The following is a 20,983-nucleotide window of genomic DNA, read 5'->3' on the forward strand; positions in this document are numbered from 1 at the left end:
CTCAGCCGGTCGGCGCGACGGTGTCCGTGGGTGCGCGGCCGGTGGCTCCGGGGCCGGTGGCTCCGGCTTCCGTCGTCGGCGGGGTGAAGGTGCCGGTCCTGGTGGGGGCGGCGCCGGAGGGGGTGAGGTTCGGCGGAGAGGAGACGTCGGCCGAGGTGGGGTCGATGGGCGGAGTCGTCGTGTCCGTCGGCGCTGGAGTCGTCGTAGGCGGCGGCGTCGTCGGAGTTGTCGGCGGCGTCGAGGGTGTCGTCGGCTTTGTCGTACGCGTCGGCGGCCTCGACGTCTGCGTGTTGCGCGGCGGCGTCGGCGTATCGCCCGGTGCCGACGTCAGGCCGCCGTCTGGGGGCGTGACCGGGGCTCCGGGGGCCGTTGTCGGGCCGCCCGTCGTCCCGGCCGGTGTCGACGGCGTCGGGGACGTGGCGGAGGCGGACGGCGAGGCGGCCGTGGGGCCGTCCGTCGAGGGATCGTCCGTCGGGGCGTCGGTCGAGGGGTCGTCCTGCTGGGCGGACTCGACCGGCTGGACCTGGTTGGGCTTGGGGCCGTCGCCCGAGGTGGCGCCCATGGTGACGATGGTGGCGAGGGCCGCCGCGAGCGCGACGCCGGTGCCGACCACCACCAGATTGCGGCGTCGGCGGTGCGTGGCGGGGCGCCCGGCCTCGCCCTGCGGTGCCGGGGCGCCGCTCTTGTTGATCACCGTCAGCGGCGTCGTGGCCGCCGTGATCGCGAGCGGCGCCGTACCGCCGGAGCCGCCCGGCGGGAGTTCGAGCAGCGCGGGCAGGTTCGGGAGGCCGCCGCCGTCACGGTCGTTGACCAGCGCGAGCGTACGGCGGCCGACGACGGTGCCCTGCCGGTCGGCGAGGGCCCCGCGCAGGGCGATGGACGCCTCCAGTTCGGCGCGGGCGCGGTCGGTGTTGCCGGTGCACAGCGCGAGGACGCCCAGCTCGTGGTGGAAGTACGCCTCTTCGGCGACCTCGCCCGACAGCCGTGCGGCCTCCTGGCCGATCCGCAGTGCCCGCTCCCAGGCGCCCCAGTGCAGCGCGGCGGCGAAGGCGGGCGCGACGGTGCGGGCGAGCAGGACGGCCGCGCTGGGGTTGCCGCCGTCGCGGCAGGCGGACATCGCGGCGAGGATCGCCTCGGACTCGGCGGCGGCGCGCTCGGGGCCGACCGAGGGGTGCCCGGTCCACCAGGCGTAGTGCAGGGCCGCGGTGTGCGACTGGACCGCGCTCAGCTCTCCGTCGGCGGTGAGCCGCGGCGCGAGCTGCTGGACGACTCCGGCGGCGAGGCGGAAGTGCGCGGAGACCGGTACGGCCAGGCCGACCGCGGTGAGTTCGCCGAGGGCCGCGTCGCCGTGGGTGTCACCGACGAGGGCGGGCAGGTGCGAGGGGTGCGGGCACTCGCCGTCGAGTGCCACGGCGAAGGCGAGGGCTTCGCGGGCCGATTCGCTCAGCCTGCTGGCGAGCAGTTCCGCGGGTGCCGCGCTCTCGGCGAGCGACGGCAGCGGCAGGTCGACGGGCGGGCCGGTGTATCCGGCGGGGCCGGGCTTGGGGGCGGACCCCGGTATCTCCGGTGTCGCGGGGGTCGCCGCGGTGTCCGGGCCGGCGGTGAGCGCGTTCGCGGGGTCCTCGGCGCCGTGCCCGGTCGGTGCGTCGGGACCCTGGAGTATGTCGAAGCCGGTGAGGTCGGGTATGGGCGGCGTTCCGGCGCCCTGCGGGCCGGTCGGCGAGCCGTTCTCCCACACCGAGTCGTCCCAGTCGGGCTCGGGCGGCTGGCGCAGCGCGTCCCGCTGCCGCAGCAGCGCGCCTGCCTGCACGAAGCGCAGCGGCAGGCCCTCGGACTCGAACCACAGGTCGGCCGCCCACGCGGTCTCGTCCTCGCCGAGGGGCCGCCCGGTGACGAATTGCAGCAGGTCGACGCAGGCGACGCGGGTCAGGCCCGACAGGAAGACCTCTTCGATCATCGAGTCGGCGGACGGTGTGGTGACGTCGGGTGTCGCGGACATCAGGAAGGCGCACTCGGGGGCCGCGGAGAGCAGTTCCTCCAGCCCCGCGCCGCCGAATTCCAGGTCGTCGATGACGACGACGGCGCCGGTGTCGCGCAGCAGGCCCGGCAGGTCCGCGCGGTCGGGGCGGTGGCCGTCGGTGGCGTAGACGGTGGCGAAGAGTTCCTGGAGCACGTCGGCGGGGGTGCGGCGGTAGCCGGACAGCCAGAGCACGCCGTCGGGGGCGAGGTCGGCGCAGGCGTTGGCGACGGATTCCAGCAGCGCGGTGCGGCCCGCGCCGGACGGTCCGGTGACCCGTACGGAACGGCCTCTGGCCAGCAGCCGGATCAGCCGCTCGCGCTCCTCGTCGCGCTCCAGCAGCGGCAGTTCGGGGGCGGGCGGTCCCGGCGGCGGCGACGGGCGGCCAGCGGCCAGGTGCGCGACGCGCTCCTCGGGGGTGCGGCGCAGCGGCAGCGGGCGCTCGGCGGGCGGGCAGAGGGTGACCTCGGTGCCGTCGATCGGGTTGACGGTCAGCAGGTAGTCGGAGGTGGTGACGCGCAGCACGCGGGCGTTGCCGCCGCTGGAGGCGCCGCCCAGTTCCGGGGTGAGCGGGTCGCGGGAGGCGCGGGGGCCGCGCAGCGCCAGGGTGCTGTCCGTGAGGGCGGGCAGGGACCCGGTGGCGTGGCCGTTGCCGTGGCCATTGCCGTGGCCATTGCCGTGGCCGTGGTCGGCGGGGGCACTGAAATCGGAGCCGGAGCCCGCGGCGAAGTCGGAGCCGAAGCCGGTTCCCGGGCCGGGCGTGGGGGCCGGGCCGAAGTCGGCGGCGAAGTCCGCGCCGTGCCCGAATTCGACGCCCTGGCCGAAGTCGGGGCCGGTGGCGGGGCGCGCGTCGGCGTCGGCGACCGTCAGGTCGTCGACGTCCGGTATCGGGCGTTCGCCCGACTCGCCGGTGCGGTGGTCCATCTCGTACGCCCCCCAGGTGCGTGACGTGCGGGGGCCCGATCGGGCCGCCCTGTGTCCGCTGCCGGACCCGGCCCGATTCCCCTTTTCTGGCGTACGGGGTGGCACGCCTGCTGGCAATCTGCGGCAAACTCTAAAGGCTGCCACAGTATTCATGAAGTGCCGGGGCCACGGTGCCGCCCTTACGTCACCTTTCGGCCTCGATCGCGAGGATTCGGTGCAGCCGGGTGGCGACCAGCAGGCGCTGCATTCGCGGCGGGACCCCGCGCAGCACGAGCCTCCGGTTGGCGCGGCCCGCTCTGCGGTGGGCGCCCATGATCACGCCGAGACCGGTGGCGTCCCACGAGTCCAGCTCCGTGAGATCGAGCACCAGGTCCCCGCGGCCGGAGTCGACGGCGGTGTGCAGGGCCGAACGGGCGTCCGCCGCGCTCCGGACGTCGAGGCGGCCCCCGACGACCAGCTCGGCGTGGTCGCCCTTGATGTGCATAGTCGCTCCCCGAGGAGTGCCGGCTCGTGGGCCCGGCTCGTGGCATGGCCGCCGCGGGACGGCGACGGCACGGACCATCCGTATGTCTTCACACAACTGACGGTCCGTCGTATGGAGAAGTTGCCGTCTGTGAGCGAACCGATACCGAATTCACTCCTGGGGGTGACGTTGTTTAGTACGCGTGCCCAGGATGCGCGTTCCGTACGGTGCCCCGGTGCGGGTGGAAACTCAGTACGAGTAGAAGCCCTTGCCGCTCTTGCGGCCGAGGTCGCCCGCGTCGACCATGCGGCGCATGATCTCCGGCGGCGCGAACTTCTCGTCCTGCGACTCGGTGTAGATGTTGCCCGCGGCGTGCAGCAGGATGTCCACGCCGGTGAGGTCGGCGGTGGCGAGCGGGCCCATCGCGTGGCCGAAGCCGAGCTTGCAGGCGATGTCGATGTCCTCGGCGGAGGCGACGCCCGACTCGTAGAGCTTGACGGCCTCGACGACCAGGGCCGAGATCAGCCGGGTGGTGACGAAGCCCGCCACGTCGCGGTTGACGACGACGCAGGTCTTGCCGATCTCCTCGGCGAAGGCGCGGGCGCGCTCCAGCGTGGCGTCGCTGGTCTTGTAGCCGCGGACAAGCTCGCAGAGCTGCATCAGCGGGACCGGCGAGAAGAAGTGGGTGCCGACGACGCGTTCGGGGTTGCGGGTGACGGCGGCGATCTTGGTGATCGGGATCGCGGAGGTGTTGGAGGCGAGGACCGCGTCGTCGCGCACGATCGTGTCGAGGGCGCGGAAGATCTCCTGCTTGACCTCGATCCGCTCGAAGACGGCCTCCACGACGATGTCCGCGTCCGCGGCGGCGTCGAGGTCGGTGGTCGCGGTGATCCTGGCCAGCGCCGCCTCGGCGTCCGCCGCGTCCAGCTTGCCCTTGGAGACGAACTTCTCGTACGAGGCGCGGATGCCGTCGGTGCCGCGCTTGAGCGCCGCGTCGGTGACGTCCCGCAGGACCACGTCGTACCCCGCCTGGGCCGACACCTGCGCGATACCGGAGCCCATCAGTCCCGCTCCGACGACGGCGAGCTTCTTCGCCACGGCACACACCTCTCCATTGGGGCCGAGCCATTGCGGCCGACTGGCCGAATTCGCTGATCTCGCCGGACCTTAACGCCCGTTCACCTCCGCGCGCAGCAGGAAGTAAGCGGTGTCACCGTGTGTCCTTCGTCGCACTGGGCGTCAACCGGCCGTCGGACGGGGGCGGGAGACGGCCCGTCGGGCGGGCACGCTCTACGCTCGACCGTATGGTCAACCTCACCCGCATCTACACCCGTACCGGCGACGACGGCACCACGGCGCTCGGCGACATGAGCCGGACCGCGAAGACCGACAGCCGGATCGCCGCCTACGCCGACGCCAACGAGGCCAACGCCGCGCTCGGTGTGGCGCTCGCGCTCGGCGCGCTGCCCGAGGAGGTCGCCACCGTCCTGGTGCGCGTGCAGAACGACCTCTTCGACGTCGGCGCCGACCTCGCCACTCCGGTGGTCCCCGACCCGGAGTACCCGCCGCTGCGGGTCGAGCAGACCTATGTCGACCGGCTGGAGGAGGAGTGCGACCGCTTCCTCGCCGATCTGGAGAAGCTCCGCAGCTTCATCCTCCCCGGCGGCACGCCCGGCGCCGCCCTGCTCCACCAGGCGTGCACCATCGTCCGCCGCGCCGAACGCTCCACCTGGGCCGCTCTGGAGGACCACGCGGACACGATGAACCCGCTCACCGCGACCTACCTGAACCGGCTCTCCGACCTGCTGTTCATCCTCGCCCGCACCGCCAACAAGTCCCGCGGGGACGTCCTGTGGATCCCCGGCGAGAACCGCTGACACCAGGGGCCCGATATGGTCCAGACCTCTTGACCGGTGGTCCAGACCTTTCTAGGCTCCGGCTGACCCATACGGCCGGGGGTCGACACCGCCGCCCGTCGGCCTCCGGTCCTCACCGGGCGCGCCCGGGAATCCGCCCGCGAATCCGCCCGGCCGAAACCCGCGCCGAGCGACGCACCGGCCCCTGAAACGCGCGAAGCCGCGCCTCCCAGAGGCACGGCAAGGAACAGGTGCTACGCCACGTTGACCCGCTGGCCGGGCGGCGCCGCCTCGAGCCAGGCGAGGAAACCCGTCAGGGCGTCGTCGCTCATCGCCAGCTCCAGCCGGGTGCCCTGATGCTCGCAGGAGAGCACCACCGCGTCCGACAGCAGCGCCAGCTCCTCCGAGCCCTGCGGGTCCCGGCGCCCCAGTACCTCGATCGCCGGACGCAGCAGCACCCGCCGCGGGCGGGGCGCGTACGAGAAGACCCGGAACCACTCCACCCGGTCACCGCTGTAGCGCGCGACTCCGTACACCCAGCCCTTGCCGCCACCGCCGGCCGGCTCCGCGTCCTGCTCGGGAGCGGGGCGCAGGCTGCAGTCGAAAGTGCCGCCTGGCCGTTGGATCAGCCGGCGGCGCAGTCCGAAGACGAAGAGTCCGAGCAGCGCGGCGGCGATCACCGCGCCACCCACCTCAAAGGAGAGGATCACGTCCACCGACCTCCTCGCCTAGAAATGGGTTACTGCCCTTGCTGTACCGGAGCCGCGGACCGCCCCAGGAGGGCAGTCCGCGGCACCGTGGTCGTTCGGTCACGCCTGGTACGTCTGCTGATGCGGTTGTGGTGGTGCGGTTGCCCGGTCAGCCGGTCGCGCCGACCCGCGGACCGTCCTGCGGACCGGTCAGTGCGCTCCCGCCGCGGCGGCCAGCCGGACCTCGGCGCGGCGCTCGGCCGCGGCGTCGGTCTCCGACTTCGACCGCTCAAGAGCACGCTCGGCGCGCGCCACATCGATCTCGTCCGCCAGCTCCGCGATCTCCGCGAGAATCGAGAGCTTGTCGTCGGAGAAGGAGATGAAGCCACCGTGCACGGCGGCCACGACAGTGCCGCCGTCAGAGGTGCGCACCGTCACCGGGCCGGACTGGAGCACCCCGAGGAGCGGCTCGTGTCCCGGCATGATGCCGATGTCACCCGACGTGGTACGGGCGATGACCATGGTGGCCTCGCCGGACCAGACACTACGGTCCGCGGCGACCAGCTCGACGTGAAGATCGGCCAAGACGGCTCCTCGGGTTGGCACCCACCGTCCTCAGTGGATGCGTAAGACACAGAATAAGGGGTGCGAGAGGGGGCGGGCGCCCCGGGGCTTCGCCACGGGACTCACCGCCCCCCTTTCACGCTGTCGCGCGCGCTCCTACCGACGCGGACGCGCGGCCTGCGCGAGGCTCCCGCGTCAGTTGACGCCGAGCTTCGCCGCGTTGGCCTTGAGGTCGTCCAGGCCACCGCACATGAAGAACGCCTGCTCCGGGAAGTGGTCGTACTCACCGTCGGCGATGGCGTTGAACGCGGAGATCGACTCGTCCAGCGACACGTCGGAGCCGTCGACACCGGTGAACTGCTTCGCCGCGTGGGTGTTCTGCGACAGGAAGCGCTCGATCCGGCGGGCGCGGAAGACGGTGAGCTTGTCCTCTTCGCCCAGCTCGTCGATGCCGAGGATGGAGATGATGTCCTGGAGGTCCTTGTACTTCTGCAGGATTCCCTTGACGCGCATGGCGCAGTCGTAGTGGTCCTGCGCGATGTAGCGCGGGTCCAGGATGCGGGACGTGGAGTCCAGCGGGTCCACCGCGGGGTAGATGCCCTTCTCCGAGATCGGCCGCGAAAGCACGGTCGTCGCGTCGAGGTGGGCGAAGGTGGTCGCCGGGGCCGGGTCGGTCAGGTCGTCCGCGGGGACGTAGATCGCCTGCATCGAGGTGATCGAGTGACCACGCGTCGAGGTGATCCGCTCCTGGAGCTGACCCATCTCGTCGGCCAGGTTCGGCTGGTAACCCACCGCGGACGGCATACGGCCGAGCAGCGTGGAGACCTCGGAACCGGCCTGCGTGAAGCGGAAGATGTTGTCGATGAAGAACAGCACGTCCTGCTTGGCCACGTCACGGAAGTACTCCGCCATGGTCAGACCGGCCAGCGCCACGCGCAGACGGGTGCCCGGGGGCTCGTCCATCTGACCGAAGACCAGCGCGGTCTGCGGCAGCACGCCCGACTCGGCCATTTCCGCGATGAGGTCGTTGCCCTCACGGGTGCGCTCGCCGACACCGGCGAACACCGAGACGCCCTCGTGCAGCTTGGCCACACGCATGATCATTTCCTGGATGAGCACGGTCTTGCCGACACCGGCGCCGCCGAACAGACCGATCTTGCCGCCCTTGACGTACGGGGTCAGCAGGTCGACGACCTTCAGGCCGGTCTCGAACATCTCGGTCTTCGACTCGAGGTCGTCGAACTTCGGCGCCTTGCGGTGGATCGCCCAGCGGTCGGTGACCTCGGACTCGGCCTCCGGCTCGTTCAGGATCTGGCCCAGGGTGTTGAACACCCGGCCCTTGGTGACGTCGCCGACGGGCACCGTGATGCCGTCGCCGGTGTCGGTCACCGGGGCCTGGCGGACCAGGCCGTCGGTGGGCTGCATCGAGATGGCGCGGACCAGGCCGTCGCCGAGGTGCTGCGCCACCTCCAGCGTCAGCGTCTTCGTGCCGGACTCGGCGCCCGTGTCGGCCACGTCGACGTGCAGCGCGTTGTAGATCTCCGGCATCGCGTCGACGGGGAACTCCACGTCGACGACCGGGCCGATGACCCGCGCGACGCGGCCGGTGGCCGTAGCGGTTTCAACAGTGGTGGTCATAGTGGTTAGTCACTCCCCGCGTTCGCGTCGGCCAGCGCACTGGAGCCGCCGACGATCTCGCTGATTTCCTGGGTGATGTCGGCCTGTCGGGCCGCATTGGCAAGCCGCGTGAGCGACTTGATGAGGTCTTCCGCGTTGTCGGTCGCGGACTTCATCGCACGGCGGCGGGCCGCGTGCTCCGAAGCCGCCGCCTGGAGCAGCGCGTTGAAGATGCGGCTCTCGACGTAGCGAGGCAGCAGCGCGTCCAGCACACCCTCGGCGGAAGGCTCGAACTCGTAGAGCGGCAGGATCTCGCCCTTGGCGGCCCGCTCCTCGGCACCGGCGGCGGCCGTCTCGTCCAGCGAGAGCGGCAGCAGCCTGGCGTCGACCGGGGACTGCGTCATCATCGACACGAACTCCGTGAAGACGATGTGCAGTTCGTCCACGCCACCGTCGGCCGTGTCCTTGAGCACCGACTCGATCAGCGGCGCCGCGACCTTCTTGGCGTCGCCGTAGCCGGGGCTGTCGGAGAAGCCGGTCCAGGACTCGGCGACCGTCCGCTCGCGGAAGCTGTAGTACGCCACGGCCTTGCGGCCGATGAGGTACGAGTCGACTTCCTTGCCCTCCGCGCGCAGCCGCTCGATGAGCCGGTCGGCCGCCTTGATCGCGTTGGACGAGTAACCGCCCGCCAGACCGCGGTCGCTCGTGACGAGCAGGACCGCGGCGCGGCTCGGGTTCTCGGCCTCGGTGGTCAGCGGGTGCTTGGTGTTGGAGCCGGTCGCCACCGCCGTGACCGCACGGGTCAGTTCATCGGCGTACGGGGACGAGGCCGCCACCTGGCGCTGCGCCTTGACGATGCGCGAGGCGGCGATCATCTCCATCGCCTTGGTGATCTTCTTCGTGGCGGTGACGGACTTGATCCGGCGCTTGTAAACCCGAATCTGTGCGCCCATGCGATCAGCCCTCGACCAGCAGCGCGCCCGAGGACGTCTCGAACTGCTTCTTGAAGGCGGCGACCGCGTCGGTGAGCACCTCGACGGTCTCGTCCGGCAGCTTGCCGGTCTCGACGATCGCGGTGAGCAGCGACTTGTGCTCGCGGTGCAGGTAGTCGAGCAGCTCGCGCTCGAAGCGGCGGACGTCCTCGACCGGTACGTCGTCCAGCTTGCCGGTGGTGCCGGCCCAGATGGAGACGACCTGGTCCTCGATCGCGTACGGCGCGTACTGGCCCTGCTTGAGCAGCTCGACCATCCGCTGACCGCGCTCGAGCTGGGCCTTGGACGCCGCGTCCAGGTCGGAACCGAAGGCGGCGAACGCCTCCAGCTCGCGGAACTGGGCCAGGTCCACGCGCAGCCGTCCGGCCACGCCCTTCATGGCCTTGATCTGCGCGGAGCCGCCGACGCGGGAGACCGAGATACCGACGTTCAGCGCGGGGCGCTGACCGGCGTTGAACAGGTCCGACTCCAGGAAGCACTGGCCGTCGGTGATGGAGATGACGTTGGTCGGGATGAACGCCGACACGTCGTTCGCCTTGGTCTCGACGATCGGCAGACCGGTCATCGAACCGGCGCCCAGGTCGTCGGAGAGCTTGGCGCAGCGCTCCAGCAGGCGGGAGTGCAGGTAGAAGACGTCGCCCGGGTAGGCCTCGCGGCCCGGCGGACGGCGCAGCAGCAGGGAGACCGCGCGGTAGGCGTCGGCCTGCTTGCTCAGGTCGTCGAAGACGATCAGTACGTGCTTGCCCTGGTACATCCAGTGCTGGCCGATGGCAGAACCGGTGTACGGGGCGAGGTACTTGAAGCCGGCCGGGTCGGACGCCGGGGCGGCGACGATCGTCGTGTACTCCAGGGCGCCGGCCTCCTCCAGCGAGGCGCGCACGCCCGCGATGGTGGAGCCCTTCTGGCCGATGGCGACGTAGATGCAGCGGACCTGCTTCTTCGGGTCGCCGGAACGCCAGTTGTCGCGCTGGTTGATGATCGTGTCGATCGCCAGGGCGGTCTTGCCGGTCTGCCGGTCGCCGATGATGAGCTGGCGCTGGCCGCGGCCGATCGGGGTCATCGCGTCCACGGCCTTGAGGCCGGTCTGCATCGGCTCGTGCACCGACTTGCGCTGCATGACCGTGGGGGCCTGCAGTTCAAGGGCGCGGCGGCCGTCGGTCTCGATCTCGCCGAGGCCGTCGATCGGGGTGCCGAGCGGGTCCACGACCCGGCCCAGGTAGCCCTCGCCGACCGCGACGGAGAGCACCTCGCCGGTGCGCTGCACCGGCTGGCCCTCCTCGATTCCGTTGAACTCGCCGAGGACGATCGCGCCGATCTCGCGCTCTTCCAGGTTGAGGGCGAGACCGAGGGTGCCGTCCTCGAACTTCAGCAGCTCGTTCGCCATGGCCGAGGGCAGACCCTCGACCTTCGCGATGCCGTCTCCGGCAACGCTGACCGTGCCGACCTCCTCGCGCGAGGCGGCGTCCGGCTTGTACGACTGGACAAAGGTCTCCAGCGCGTCCCGGATCTCCTCCGGCCGGATCGTGAGCTCCGCCATCTGGGTTCCCTGCTCTCCTTGTTGGGCCCGAAAGTCTTCTTGGGGGTTTCTGGGGTCAACCCCCAGAAAGGCTCTGTTAGGCTCCGTCGGCCCAACTCGGGCCGCTCGTACTGCGTCGTCGTGCTTCGTACTGCGTTCTGCGTGGCTGGCGCCGCGCGGTCCTGGTGGAGCGACCGGCTGTCAGCCCGCCATCCGCCGGGCCGCCTCGTCGAGACGGTCGGAGATGGCTCCGTTGATGACCTCGTCACCGACCTGCACCCGGACTCCGCCGAGGACCGTGGGGTCCACGTCCAGGTTCAGATGCACCTGGCGGCCGTAGATCCGGGCCAGCGCGGCGCCGAGGCGCTGCTTCTGCTGGTCACTGAGCGGAGTCGCCGACACCACTTCCGCGACCATCCGGTCACGGCGGGCCGCGGCCAGCTTGGACAGGGATTCGATCCCCGACTCCAGGCTACGTCCCCGCGGCGTGGTGACCAGCCGGACGACCAGCCGTTCGGTGACCGGATTGGCCCGCCCGCCGAGCAGCGTGTGCAGCAGTGCGGCCTTGGCCGGAGCGCCGACGACGCGGTCGGTGAGAGCGGAGCGCAGTTCGGTGCTGCCGGAGACGATCCGGCCGAAGCGGAACAGCTCGTCCTCGACGTCGTCGAGGTGACCGGCCCGCTGGGCGGTGGCGAGGTCGGCGCTCGACGCCAGCTCCTCGACCGAGTCGACCAGGTCGCGCGAGCGCGACCAGCGGGACCTGACCATGCCGGTGAGCAGGTCGAGGCTTTCGCCGCCGATCTGGCCGCCGAGGAGCTGCCGCGCCAGCGACGCCTTGGCCTCGCCGGACTTCGCCGGGTCGGTCAGGGCGCGACGGAGCGTGCCCTCGCGGTCCAGCAGCCCGGTGACGGCGGCCAGGTCCTCGGCGAGCTTGGCCACGTCGACGGACTGGACGTCCGTCAGCGCGTCGAGCCGTTCGCGGGCCGCGCCCAGCGCGTCGCGGCTCGCGCCGTTCATCGCGCCGCCTCGGCCGTCGCGGAACCGGCGGCGGGAGCCGCGTTGTCCAGGCCGTCGAGGAAGCGGTCGATGGTGCGGCTCTGCCGGGCGGAGTCCTCCAGGGACTCACCGACGAGCTTGCCCGCCAGTTCGGTGGCGAGCTTGCCGACGTCCTGGCGCAGCGCGGCGGCGGCGGCCTTGCGGTCGGCCTCGATCTGCGCGTGACCCGCGGCCACGATCTCCTCGCGCTGGCGCTGGCCTTCGGCCCGCATCTCCGCGATCAGCGCGGCGCCCTGCTCCTGCGCCTCCTGGCGCAGTCGCGCGGCCTCGTGCCGGGCCTCGGAGAGCTGCTCGCGGTACTGCTCCAGCGTCTGCTGGGCCTCGGCCTGGGTGGCCTCGGCCTTCTCCATGCCACCTTCGATGGCCTCACGGCGCTCGTCCAGAACCTTGTTGATGTTCGGGAGGAGCTTCTTGGCGAGGAAGAAGAAGACGATGGCGAAGGCGATCAGGCCGATGATGAGCTCGGGGATCGGCGGGATGAGCGGGTTCTCCGCTGTCGCCAGCGGTACCTGGGCGATCACATCAGTGCCTTCCGTCTAGGTTTCTGTTCGTCGGCCGGGATCAGGTGGCCGGGTAGACGAACGGCATGACCAGACCGATGAGGGCGAGCGCCTCACAGAAGGCGAAGCCGAGGATCTGGTTGGCTCGGATCAGACCGGCCGCCTCGGGCTGGCGGGCGAGGGCCTGGGTGCCGTTACCGAAGATGATGCCGATGCCGACGCCGGGGCCGATGGCCGCGAGGCCGTAACCGATCGAGCCGAGGTTGCCCTTGATCTGGGTGGCGGCGAGCGTCGCGTGCGCGAGAGCGGACATGCCGGTTCTTCCTTATCTTTCTCGGACCGGTGGGGGTTGGCCACCGGACATCTATCGGGTCGTGGGGGCGGTGCTCAGTGGTGCTCGGCGAGCGCGCCCTGGACGTAGCTACAGGCCAGGAGCACGAACACGTACGCCTGAACGGCCTGGATGAACAGCTCGAAGGCGGTCATCACGATGGTCATCACGAACGAGACGCCCGCGTAGGCGATGCCGATGCCGTTGAGCATGTACCAGCTCGCGATGGTGAACAGCAGCAGCAGCGTGTGACCGGCGAACATGTTGGCGAAGAGCCGGACCGCGTGGGTGAAGGGCCGCACCAGGACGTTCGAGAAGAACTCGATGGTCATGGAGAGCGGCAGCACGGCGCCGAGTGTCTTGTCGTAGCCGGTGATGTTCTTCAGGCCGCCGACGAAGCCGTGCTTCTTGAACGTCAGGTACATCCACGTGACGTAGACGATCGCGGCCAGCCCGACGGGGAAGGCGATGATCGACGTCACGGGGAACTGGGCGACCGGGATGACCGACCAGATGTTCATGATCCAGACGAAGAAGAACAGCGAGACCATCAGCGGGACGTACTTCTCGCCGACCTTCTTGCCGAGCGTCTCGTAGACGATGCCGCGGCGGACGAAGTCGTAGCCCGCCTCGCCCACCATCTGGACCTTGCCCGGGACCACCTTGGGCTTGTTGAACGCGGCCCAGAAGAATCCGACGACCACGATCGTGCTCAACAGCGCCAGCAGCATCGGCTTGTTGAAGTGGAAGCTGCCGATCGAGAAGATCGGCTCGAAGACGAACGAGTGCAGTCCGGGGGCCGGGAAGCCGCACCCGTCGAAGAGGTGGCAGTTCGTCTCGAAGGCGAGAACCTGGTCAGCACTCACCGCGAGCTCCTTCAGCGTGGCGCATGGGTACGGCAACCTCGATGTGTCGGCGGGCCTGACGGCCACGGAACGGCACTGGACTGGTGGGTCGGATGTGTACGCGGCGAGTCGGCGCTGAACCGAGCGGCAGGGCAGGCTTGAGCGCCGCTCGCGGCAGCTCCGCCGCAGTTGAGTCCGGACGATAGCAAACGAGCGGCAGGGTCTTTACACCGGCCCTACCGAACCCGCGGCTCACGACGGTGTTCCCGCCGACTCGGGCTCGACGTAAAGAATCTTGGTCTTCATGTGCGCGCGTGCCTGCGCGGCGATCCAGACGAGCGCCGCGGCCAGCAGCGAGAAGGCGAACGCGCGGGTGTTGAAGAGCGAGGTGTGCTTGAACACCGCGAGCACGATCGCCAGCAGCAGGATCTGCACGGTGTAGAGCACGAGGCCCATCATCTGGAACAGCGACGGGTACGCCTTGGCGGTGCGCTGGAGCACCACCATCCCGATCGCCATGAAGGCGATCACGACCAACGTGCCGGCGGCGGCGCCGATCGCTCCCTTGCCACCGGCCACCGCTCCGCTCACAGCGGTGGCGATGACACCGGCCGCGGCAGTGGGGACGGTGCAGTTGAGGAGAGTTCGGACGTCGTTGGACTGCATGGTGGCAGCTCCTCCGGCGGGAGTTGGGGAAAGCGGGTGTCGTCGGAGACGAGCGTAATCCGGGTTTGGGGACGTGCCTCACGCCGGAAGACCATCTCACTACGGTCTTTCGGCTTGTTTCCCGGGTTTCGTGAACGGTATCACAAAGTATTTAGCCAGGGCTTTACCATGGAGATGTGCTCACTGTCACACGGGAGAGGTATCGACACGCCGTTCAACTGACGTCCTATTTGCCCACTTCGGGGAAATTGCCGGATATGCCGGACTTAAAGGACTTTATCGATGACGGTCAACTACCGGCCGCCGACGCCGCTCAGAGCCTGCCCGACACCTACCGGCGGCTCTCGACGGGACGCCGGTCCGGCAGCCGCGAACGGTCGCCGATCGCGGTCGATCCGTGCAGCGGCGGACGGTCCTCGGAGCGCATCTCCCGCTCGGCCGCGGCAGCGGCGGCGGCCAGCCGGCGGCGTCGGCGCCGGTAGCGCGGCGGTACGAACGCCTCGGCCCAGTGCGGCGCGCGCGGCCGGAACCGCGGCAGCAGCAGGACCAGCAGACCCAGCGCGCTCAGGCCGACGATCACCATGACGATGCCGAGGCTGGAGGAGTTCACCGAGAACGCCACCGCGGAGAAGGCGAACAGCGCCGACCAGAAGTACATGATCAGCACGGCCCGGCTGTGCGAGTGCCCGATCTCCAGCAGCCGGTGGTGCAGGTGGCCGCGGTCGGCGGCGAACGGCGACTGCCCCTTCCACGTCCTGCGGACCACGGCCAGCACCAGGTCGGCTGCCGGGATCGCGATCATCGTCAGCGGCAGCAGCAGCGGCATGTAGACCGGCACCATGAAGTGCACGGTGCTGCGGCTGGAGCCGGTGAAGTCGGTGATGGCGTCCGGGTCGACCTGCCCGGTGATGGAGATCGCGGACGAGGCGAGCACCAGGCCGATCAGCATCGACCCCGAGTCGCCCATGAAGATCCGCGCCGGGTGGATGTTGTGCGGCAGGAAGCCCACGCACATGCCGATCAGGATCGCGCTGAACAGCGTGGCGGGCGCGGCGGCCTCGACGCCGTAGCCGTACCACATGCGGTACGCGTACATGAAGAACGCGATGGCGGCGATGCAGACGACGCCCGCGGCCAGACCGTCGAGGCCGTCCACGAAGTTGACCGCGTTGATGGTGATGACCACCAGCGCGACCGTCAGCAGCGTCGACTGGATCGGGGTGAGCGCGACCGGGCCGACACCGGGCACCGGCAGCCACAGAATGGTCAGGCCCTGGAAGACCATCAGACCCGCGGCGATCATCTGCACGCCGAGCTTGACCAGCGCGTCGACGCCCCACTTGTCGTCCAGCACACCGAGCAGCCAGATCAGCCCGGCGCCGGACAGCAGCGCGCGCGGCTCGTTGGACTGCGAGAACACGTCCCCGATGTTGCTCAGGTGCGCGGCGACCAGCAGACCGGCGCACAGCCCGCCGAACATCGCGATGCCGCCCAGCCGGGGCGTGGGCTCGCGGTGCACGTCACGCGCGCGGATCGGCGGCATGGCGCCCGCCGCGATGGCGAACTTCCGTACCGGGCCGGTCAGCAGATACGTGACAGCGGCGGCGACGCACAGGGTCAGCAGATACTCGCGCACGAGCAGCCTCCGACGACTTCGGGGGCGTAGCAGCGCTGCGCACACGTCCGGGGGATCCTCACAGCGTCACACCCTAGTGGTGGCCGGGCCGAGACGGCGAACATCAATCAAGACTCACAGGGAGGGCCCACGGTTGCACACCGGCTGTACGGGGAATGTGAAGGGGTTGTCCCGGGCGTGCCGTCGCGGGCTCAGACGGCCGCGGGGATGCCCGTCAGGGCGGTGACGACGGGGTCGAGCGCGGTGTGGATCTCGTCGCCGATGCTGCGGAAGTACGAGATGGGAGCGCCGTACGGGTCGTGGACCTCGTCGGCGTCGGGGCTGGGCGCGAGCAGCCAGCCGCGCAGCGCGGCGGCGGCGCCGACCAGGGCGCGGGCGCGGTCGGTGACACTGCCCTCGGGCAGCGTGGTGGGGTCTATGGCCCGAACCAGGCGGGTGAACTCCTTGAGCGTGAAGGTACGCAGACCCGCCGCGTGTCCCATCGAGATCACCTGGGAACGGTGGTCGCGGGTCGCGGTCAGGACGAGGTCGGCGTCGATCACGTGGTCGTCGAGCAGCTCCCGGCCGGTGAAACCGGTCGGGTCGGCGCCGTACTCGGCGAGTACGGCGGCGGCGTGCGCCTCCATCGGCGCGCCTTCGTGGCCCCAGGTGCCCGCGGACTCCACGACGATGCCGGTGGCGCCGTCGCCGAGGCGGCGCGCCAGCCCATGCCGCGTCAGCCGCTCGGCCATCGGCGAGCGGCAGACGTTGCCGGTGCAGACGTGGAGGATGCGGAAGGCGTCACCGCCCTGTCCGGGGAGGGTCCCCGCGCGGGCGGCGAGGCCCGGTATGCCACGCCCGTCGGGCGCAGTCAACTGCGCTCCTCCAGGTCGGGGACCACCTTGCGCAGCTCCTCCGCACTGATCGCCCCGGCCCGCAGCAGTACCGGGACCTTCCCCGTCACGTCCACGATCGAGGAGGCGACGGCGGACGGGGTGGGGCCGCCGTCGAGGTAGACCGCCACGGAGTCGCCGAGCATGCCCTGGGCGGCGTCGCAGTCCTGCGGCGAGGGGTGTCCCGTGAGGTTGGCGCTGGAGACGGCCATCGGCCCGGTGGCGGTCAGCAGCTCGATCGCGACCGGGTGCAGCGGCATCCGGACGGCGACGGTGCCGCGGGCGTCGCCGAGGTCCCAGTTGAGCGACGGCTGGTGCTTGGTGACCAGGGTGAGCGCGCCGGGCCAGAAGGCGTCGACGAGCTCCCACGCCTGCTCGGAGAAGTCGGTGACGATGCCGTGCAGGGTGTTCGGGGAGCCGACCAGGACGGGCGAGGGCATGTTGCGCCCGCGGCCCTTGGCCTCCAGCAGGTCGCCGACCGCCTCGGCGTCGAAGGCGTCCGCGCCGATGCCGTACACGGTGTCGGTGGGCAGGACGACGAGTTCACCGCGCTTGACGGCCGAGGTGGCCTCGCGCAGGCCGGTGGCCCGGTCGGTCGCATCCGAGCAGTCGTATCGCCGTGCCATTAGCTGACCTCCAGAAGATGCTGTGTCCCCGTCATGGTGTCGCCTTACGGGCCGTGGTGAAACGGGGGCGGTTGTTGAGATCGGGGTGGTCGGCCGCGTCCGCCCAGCCCGCGTCCTCCTTGAAGATCCACGGCACTTGGCCGCCCTGGGAGTCGGCGTGCTCGATGACGACGACGCCGCCGGGCCGCAGCAGCCGGTGCGCGGTGCGCTCGATGCCGCGGATGGTGTCCAGGCCGTCCTCGCCGGAGAACAGGGCGAGTTCGGGGTCGTGGTCGCGGGCCTCGGGCGCCACGTACTCCCACTCGGTGAGCGGGATGTAGGGCGGGTTGGAGATCACCAGGTCGACGTGGCCGTTGAGTTCGGGGAACGCGGTCAGCGCGTTGCCCTGCCGCAGGTCGACCTTGCTGCCCTCGACGTTCTTGCGGGCCCACTCCAGGGCGTCCTCGGACAGCTCCACGGCGTGCACCCGCGAGCGCGGCACCTCCTGGGCCAGCGCCAGCGCGATGGCGCCGGAGCCGGTGCACAGGTCCACGATCAGCGGTTCCGCGACGTCCATGGCGCGTACGGCGTCTATCGCCCAGCCGACCACCGACTCGGTCTCCGGGCGGGGCACGAACACCCCTGGCCCCACCTGGAGTTCGAGGTAGCGGAAGAAGGCCCGGCCGGTGATGTGCTGGAGCGGTTCGCGTGCCTCGCGGCGCGCCACGGCCTCCCAGTACCGGGCGTCGAACTCGGTGTCGGCGACGCCGTGCAGTTCGCCGCGCTTGACTCCGTGGACGTACGCGGCGAGTTCCTCGGCGTCGAAGCGTGGCGACGGCACGCCCGCGTCGGCCAGTCGCTGGGCGGCCTGCGCCACCTCGGCGAGCAGCAGGTTCACTCTGCCTTCCCCCCTTAGCTGCCGTCGCCAGCGGCGGCCAGTTTGGCCGCCGAATCGGCGTCCACGCAGGCCTGGATCATCGCGTCCAGGTCCCCGTCGAGCACCTGGTCCAAGTTGTACGCCTTGAAGCCGACCCGGTGGTCCGAGATGCGGTTCTCGGGGAAGTTGTACGTACGGATGCGCTCGGAGCGGTCGACGGTACGGACCTGGCTGCGACGGGCGTCGGAGGCTTCCTTCTCGGCCTCCTCCTGCGCGGCGGCCAGCAGCCGGGAGCGCAGGATGCGCATCGCCGACTCCTTGTTCTGGAGCTGGCTCTTCTCGTTCTGGCAGGAGACGACCAGGCCGCTGGGGAGGTGTGTGATGCGGACCGCGGAGTCGGTGGTGTTGACGGACTGGCCGCCGGGGCCCGACGAGCGGTAGACGTCGATCCGCAGGTCGTTGGGGCCGATCTCGACCTCGACCTCCTCGGCCTCCGGGGTGACCAGCACACCGGCCGCGGAGGTGTGGATACGGCCCTGCGACTCGGTGGCGGGCACCCGCTGGACGCGGTGCACGCCGCCCTCGTACTTCATACGGGCCCAGACGCCCTGGCCGGGCTCGTGGTTGCTCTTGGCCTTGACCACGACCTGGACGTCCTTGTAGCCGCCGAGGTCGGACTCGTTGGCGTCGAGGATCTCGGTCTTCCAGCCGACGCGCTCGGCGTAGCGCAGGTACATCCGCAGCAGGTCGCCGGCGAACAGCGCGGACTCCTCGCCGCCCTCCCCCGCCTTGACCTCCAGGATGACGTCCTTGTCGTCGCTCGGGTCGCGGGGCACCAGCAGCAGCCGCAGCCGCTCGGTCACCTCGCCGCGCTGCTTCTCCAGGTCCTTCACCTCGGCGGCGAAGTCCGGGTCGTCGGCGCCGAGTTCGCGGGCGGTACCGATGTCGTCGCCGAGCTGCCGCCAGGAGCGGTACGTGCTGATGATGGGGGTCAGCTCGGCGTAACGCTTGTTCAGCTTGCGGGCGTTGGCCTGGTCCGCGTGGACCGCGGGGTCGGCAAGCTGCTTTTCGAGGTCGGCGTGCTCGCCGATCAGTTCCTCGACCGCCTCGAACATCTTCGGTTCCCTAGCTGGATGAAGTGGCTGCCTGGCCTGGCTGGCCCGGGACGACAAAGCGCCGGTCCGGTCACCCATGACTGGGCGACCGGGAACCGGCGCTTGCGGGTCGCTACTTCTTGGCGGACCCGGCGGCCTTGCCGAAGCGGGCCTCGAAGCGGGCCACACGGCCGCCGGTGTCGAGGATCTTCTGCTTGCCCGTGTAGAACGGGTGGCACTCGGAGCACACGTCGGCGCGGATCTGGCCGCTCTTCTCGGTGCTGTGAGTGGTGAACGAGGCGCCACAGGTGCAGGTGACCTGGGTCTCGAAGTACTCGGGGTGGATGCCTTGCTTCAAGGGATGCTCCTAGGTTCGGGAGGGCGCCGGGTCGTACCGCGGGTTTGCGTGCACGTGAACCGGAGCCAGCGGTCCAGTCTGCCAGGACTGGCCGTATCTCCCAAAACGAGGGGTGGGCCCGGATAATTCCCGGCCCGAAAGCGCAGGTCGGAGCGGGTGCGGGGCGCGGGCCCCGGAGCGGGTCCGGGGCGGGTCCGGCCAGGTCAGGGCGTGGTGCTCGGGCTGAGGCCCGGGCTCGGCGAGGTGCCCGGGTCCGCGGTGGCGCCGGCCCCGACCACCTTCTTGGCGTTGACCTCGTCGGCGGCCGAGCCCTTGGTGGCGGCGGCCGGGATCGGCCGGTCGGCCCGCAGCGCGGCCCACACCATCGCGGCCTGCGCGGGCATCGGCTCCACCCGGTTGGGATCGCTGACCGCGTACTGGACCGGCAGTGTCACCATGTGGACATTCGTCGAGTCCAGGCCGCGCACGCTCTCCGCGAAGCCCATCAGGGAGCCGACCGAGGCGAGGTCGGAGTCGGTGGTGATGGCGCTGGTGGCGGTGTCGGCGACGTCGATCAGCTTGGTGGGGCTGGTCAGCAGGCCGAGCCCGCTCACCCGGTTCATCAGCGCCTTCATGAACGCCTGCTGGAGCTGGATCCGGCCCAGGTCGCTGCCGTCGGCCACGCCGTGCCGGGTGCGGACCAGGCCGAGCGCCTGCTCGCCGTTGAGGGTGTGGGTGCCCGCGGCCAGGTCCAGGTGGCTCTTGGTGTCGTGTATGGCCTGGGTGGTGGTGAGCGGGACGCCGCCCAGCGCGTTGATGAGGTTCTTGAAGCCGGTGAAGTCCACCTCGATGTAGTGGTCCATCCGCAGGCCCGTCATGGCCTCGACGGTCTTGACCGCGCAGGCCGGGCCGCCGACCTCGTAGGCGCTGTTGAACATGACGCTCCGCACGGCCGGTGCGGTGCCCCCGCCGGGCTTGGCGCACACGGGCCGGGGGACGAGGGTGTCGCGCGGGATGCTGACCACGCTGGCGGCCTTGTGGCCCTTGTTCAGGTGCACGATCATCGCGGTGTCCGAGCGGGCGCCGCCGCCCGCGTGGCCGTACTCGCTGTTGGCGCCGGACCGGGAGTCCGAGCCGAGCACGAGGATGTCCATCGCGCCGTTGCCCAGGGCCGCGGGGCGGTCGGTGCCGAGCGCGGAGTCGATGTCGACGCTCTTGATGTTGCCGTTGAGCCGGAAGTAGAGATAGCCCGCGCCCGCGCCGCCGAGCAGCACCAGGCCCGCGGTGCCCCAGGCGACCACGCGCAGCACCCGGCGGCGCCGGGTGCGCTGGTGCCGCCTGCTGCCCTTGCCGTCGCTGACGGCAGTGGCCCCGGTCGGCAGCTGGTCCTCGGACATGGCTCCCTCCGTTTCCTGGGCGTCGTGGGCGTGCACGGTCTTCGTGGGCTTCGCCGGCGTCACGGTCTCCGTGGGCTTCGCGGGCATTCGTCCCGAAGTGTCAGACGCTCCATCCTCCGCCGAGGTTCC

General features: G+C 70.6%; 21 protein-coding genes. 1 reads left to right on the forward strand and 20 read right to left on the reverse strand.

Going from position 1 to position 20,983, the window contains the following annotated elements; all coding sequences use genetic code 11:
* Nucleotide 1: 1 nt before the first annotated feature.
* The 3 genes from ACIOC1_RS06380 to ACIOC1_RS06390 all read right to left on the reverse strand — a co-directional run bounded on the left by ACIOC1_RS06380 (nucleotide 2) and on the right by ACIOC1_RS06390 (nucleotide 4,502).
* Entirely contained in the window at nucleotides 2–2,941 is a 2,940-nt protein-coding gene (locus ACIOC1_RS06380) for an ATP-binding protein (RefSeq protein WP_401852328.1), read from the reverse strand.
* A 184-nt stretch (nucleotides 2,942–3,125) separates the two neighbouring features.
* On the reverse strand, nucleotides 3,126–3,425 hold the full coding sequence (locus ACIOC1_RS06385) for an STAS domain-containing protein (RefSeq protein ID WP_188281939.1): 300 nt from the start codon (nucleotides 3,423–3,425) through the stop codon (nucleotides 3,126–3,128).
* A gap of 228 nt (nucleotides 3,426–3,653) precedes the next feature.
* Complete coding sequence (locus ACIOC1_RS06390; RefSeq protein ID WP_355344167.1) at nucleotides 3,654–4,502, reverse strand: 3-hydroxyacyl-CoA dehydrogenase family protein; 849 nt, start codon at nucleotides 4,500–4,502, stop codon at nucleotides 3,654–3,656.
* Nucleotides 4,503–4,708: 206 nt separating this feature from the next.
* Between ACIOC1_RS06390 and ACIOC1_RS06395 the strand changes: the two genes are divergently transcribed.
* Nucleotides 4,709–5,281, forward strand: a complete 573-nt coding sequence (locus ACIOC1_RS06395; protein WP_355344170.1) for a cob(I)yrinic acid a,c-diamide adenosyltransferase — start codon at nucleotides 4,709–4,711, stop codon at nucleotides 5,279–5,281.
* A 233-nt stretch (nucleotides 5,282–5,514) separates the two neighbouring features.
* On the opposite strand, the gene ACIOC1_RS06400 is transcribed toward ACIOC1_RS06395, so the two are convergent.
* The 17 genes from ACIOC1_RS06400 to ACIOC1_RS06480 form a co-directional block, all read right to left on the reverse strand.
* Nucleotides 5,515–5,970 carry a DUF2550 family protein gene (locus ACIOC1_RS06400; RefSeq protein ID WP_391044592.1) on the reverse strand — a complete coding sequence of 152 codons (456 nt, stop codon included), beginning with the start codon at nucleotides 5,968–5,970 and terminating at the stop codon, nucleotides 5,515–5,517.
* A 189-nt stretch (nucleotides 5,971–6,159) separates the two neighbouring features.
* On the reverse strand, nucleotides 6,160–6,534 hold the full coding sequence (locus ACIOC1_RS06405; protein ID WP_355344176.1) for a F0F1 ATP synthase subunit epsilon: 375 nt from the start codon (nucleotides 6,532–6,534) through the stop codon (nucleotides 6,160–6,162).
* A 174-nt stretch (nucleotides 6,535–6,708) separates the two neighbouring features.
* Nucleotides 6,709–8,151 carry a F0F1 ATP synthase subunit beta gene (atpD, locus tag ACIOC1_RS06410; RefSeq protein ID WP_355344179.1) on the reverse strand — a complete coding sequence of 481 codons (1,443 nt, stop codon included), beginning with the start codon at nucleotides 8,149–8,151 and terminating at the stop codon, nucleotides 6,709–6,711.
* A gap of 5 nt (nucleotides 8,152–8,156) precedes the next feature.
* A complete protein-coding gene (locus ACIOC1_RS06415) occupies nucleotides 8,157–9,083 on the reverse strand; it encodes a F0F1 ATP synthase subunit gamma (RefSeq protein ID WP_391044588.1) in 927 nt (308 codons plus the stop codon).
* Between the two features lie 4 nt (nucleotides 9,084–9,087).
* Nucleotides 9,088–10,659 carry a F0F1 ATP synthase subunit alpha gene (gene atpA / locus ACIOC1_RS06420; protein WP_355344185.1) on the reverse strand — a complete coding sequence of 524 codons (1,572 nt, stop codon included), beginning with the start codon at nucleotides 10,657–10,659 and terminating at the stop codon, nucleotides 9,088–9,090.
* A gap of 180 nt (nucleotides 10,660–10,839) precedes the next feature.
* A complete protein-coding gene (locus ACIOC1_RS06425; protein ID WP_355344188.1) occupies nucleotides 10,840–11,655 on the reverse strand; it encodes a F0F1 ATP synthase subunit delta in 816 nt (271 codons plus the stop codon).
* Nucleotides 11,652–12,215: a F0F1 ATP synthase subunit B gene (locus tag ACIOC1_RS06430; RefSeq protein WP_188281951.1), complete on the reverse strand. Its 564-nt coding sequence runs from the start codon at nucleotides 12,213–12,215 to the stop codon at nucleotides 11,652–11,654. Before ACIOC1_RS06430 ends, ACIOC1_RS06425 begins: the two co-directional genes overlap by 4 nt.
* A gap of 40 nt (nucleotides 12,216–12,255) precedes the next feature.
* Complete coding sequence (atpE, locus tag ACIOC1_RS06435) at nucleotides 12,256–12,507, reverse strand: ATP synthase F0 subunit C (RefSeq protein WP_188281952.1); 252 nt, start codon at nucleotides 12,505–12,507, stop codon at nucleotides 12,256–12,258.
* Between the two features lie 74 nt (nucleotides 12,508–12,581).
* Nucleotides 12,582–13,406, reverse strand: coding sequence for a F0F1 ATP synthase subunit A (gene atpB, locus ACIOC1_RS06440; RefSeq protein WP_391044822.1), 825 nt, complete (start codon nucleotides 13,404–13,406; stop codon nucleotides 12,582–12,584).
* 216 nt (nucleotides 13,407–13,622) lie between these two features.
* On the reverse strand, nucleotides 13,623–14,036 hold the full coding sequence (locus ACIOC1_RS06445) for a hypothetical protein (RefSeq protein WP_188281953.1): 414 nt from the start codon (nucleotides 14,034–14,036) through the stop codon (nucleotides 13,623–13,625).
* Nucleotides 14,037–14,367: 331 nt separating this feature from the next.
* The gene (locus ACIOC1_RS06450; RefSeq protein WP_188281954.1) at nucleotides 14,368–15,672 is read right to left on the reverse strand and encodes an MraY family glycosyltransferase; all 1,305 of its coding nucleotides are present in this window, start codon (nucleotides 15,670–15,672) and stop codon (nucleotides 14,368–14,370) included.
* Nucleotides 15,673–15,863: 191 nt separating this feature from the next.
* Nucleotides 15,864–16,526 (reverse strand): protein-tyrosine-phosphatase, encoded by a 663-nt coding sequence (locus tag ACIOC1_RS06455; protein ID WP_188281955.1) that lies wholly within the window; start codon nucleotides 16,524–16,526, stop codon nucleotides 15,864–15,866.
* Nucleotides 16,523–17,170 (reverse strand): L-threonylcarbamoyladenylate synthase, encoded by a 648-nt coding sequence (locus tag ACIOC1_RS06460; protein ID WP_188281956.1) that lies wholly within the window; start codon nucleotides 17,168–17,170, stop codon nucleotides 16,523–16,525. The genes ACIOC1_RS06455 and ACIOC1_RS06460 overlap by 4 nt, the downstream gene beginning before the upstream one ends.
* Before the next feature lie 31 nt (nucleotides 17,171–17,201).
* Nucleotides 17,202–18,047 (reverse strand): peptide chain release factor N(5)-glutamine methyltransferase, encoded by an 846-nt coding sequence (gene prmC, locus ACIOC1_RS06465; RefSeq protein WP_188281957.1) that lies wholly within the window; start codon nucleotides 18,045–18,047, stop codon nucleotides 17,202–17,204.
* A 14-nt stretch (nucleotides 18,048–18,061) separates the two neighbouring features.
* Complete coding sequence (gene prfA, locus ACIOC1_RS06470) at nucleotides 18,062–19,141, reverse strand: peptide chain release factor 1 (RefSeq protein ID WP_401852334.1); 1,080 nt, start codon at nucleotides 19,139–19,141, stop codon at nucleotides 18,062–18,064.
* Between the two features lie 112 nt (nucleotides 19,142–19,253).
* Complete coding sequence (gene rpmE, locus ACIOC1_RS06475; RefSeq protein WP_188281959.1) at nucleotides 19,254–19,478, reverse strand: 50S ribosomal protein L31; 225 nt, start codon at nucleotides 19,476–19,478, stop codon at nucleotides 19,254–19,256.
* A 203-nt stretch (nucleotides 19,479–19,681) separates the two neighbouring features.
* The gene (locus ACIOC1_RS06480) at nucleotides 19,682–20,854 is read right to left on the reverse strand and encodes an LCP family protein (protein WP_391044579.1); all 1,173 of its coding nucleotides are present in this window, start codon (nucleotides 20,852–20,854) and stop codon (nucleotides 19,682–19,684) included.
* Nucleotides 20,855–20,983: the final 129 nt, after the last annotated feature.

Origin of the sequence: Streptomyces sp. NPDC088197, assembly GCF_044741185.1 — a bacterium.
Lineage (GTDB): Bacteria > Actinomycetota > Actinomycetes > Streptomycetales > Streptomycetaceae > Actinacidiphila.

Excerpts from the sequence above, each read along its gene's own strand:
- ACIOC1_RS06380 (WP_401852328.1), bottom strand. The coding sequence starts at position 2,941 with ATGGACCACCGCACCGGCGAGTCGGGCGAACGCCCGATACCGGACGTC.
- ACIOC1_RS06385 (WP_188281939.1), bottom strand. The coding sequence starts at position 3,425 with ATGCACATCAAGGGCGACCACGCCGAGCTGGTCGTCGGGGGCCGCCTC.
- ACIOC1_RS06395 (WP_355344170.1), top strand. The coding sequence starts at position 4,709 with ATGGTCAACCTCACCCGCATCTACACCCGTACCGGCGACGACGGCACC.
- atpD (WP_355344179.1), bottom strand. The coding sequence starts at position 8,151 with ATGACCACCACTGTTGAAACCGCTACGGCCACCGGCCGCGTCGCGCGG.
- ACIOC1_RS06415 (WP_391044588.1), bottom strand. The coding sequence starts at position 9,083 with ATGGGCGCACAGATTCGGGTTTACAAGCGCCGGATCAAGTCCGTCACC.
- atpA (WP_355344185.1), bottom strand. The coding sequence starts at position 10,659 with ATGGCGGAGCTCACGATCCGGCCGGAGGAGATCCGGGACGCGCTGGAG.
- ACIOC1_RS06425 (WP_355344188.1), bottom strand. The coding sequence starts at position 11,655 with ATGAACGGCGCGAGCCGCGACGCGCTGGGCGCGGCCCGCGAACGGCTC.
- atpE (WP_188281952.1), bottom strand. The coding sequence starts at position 12,507 with ATGTCCGCTCTCGCGCACGCGACGCTCGCCGCCACCCAGATCAAGGGC.
- ACIOC1_RS06445 (WP_188281953.1), bottom strand. The coding sequence starts at position 14,036 with ATGCAGTCCAACGACGTCCGAACTCTCCTCAACTGCACCGTCCCCACT.
- ACIOC1_RS06460 (WP_188281956.1), bottom strand. The coding sequence starts at position 17,170 with ATGGCACGGCGATACGACTGCTCGGATGCGACCGACCGGGCCACCGGC.
- prfA (WP_401852334.1), bottom strand. The coding sequence starts at position 19,141 with ATGTTCGAGGCGGTCGAGGAACTGATCGGCGAGCACGCCGACCTCGAA.
- ACIOC1_RS06480 (WP_391044579.1), bottom strand. The coding sequence starts at position 20,854 with ATGTCCGAGGACCAGCTGCCGACCGGGGCCACTGCCGTCAGCGACGGC.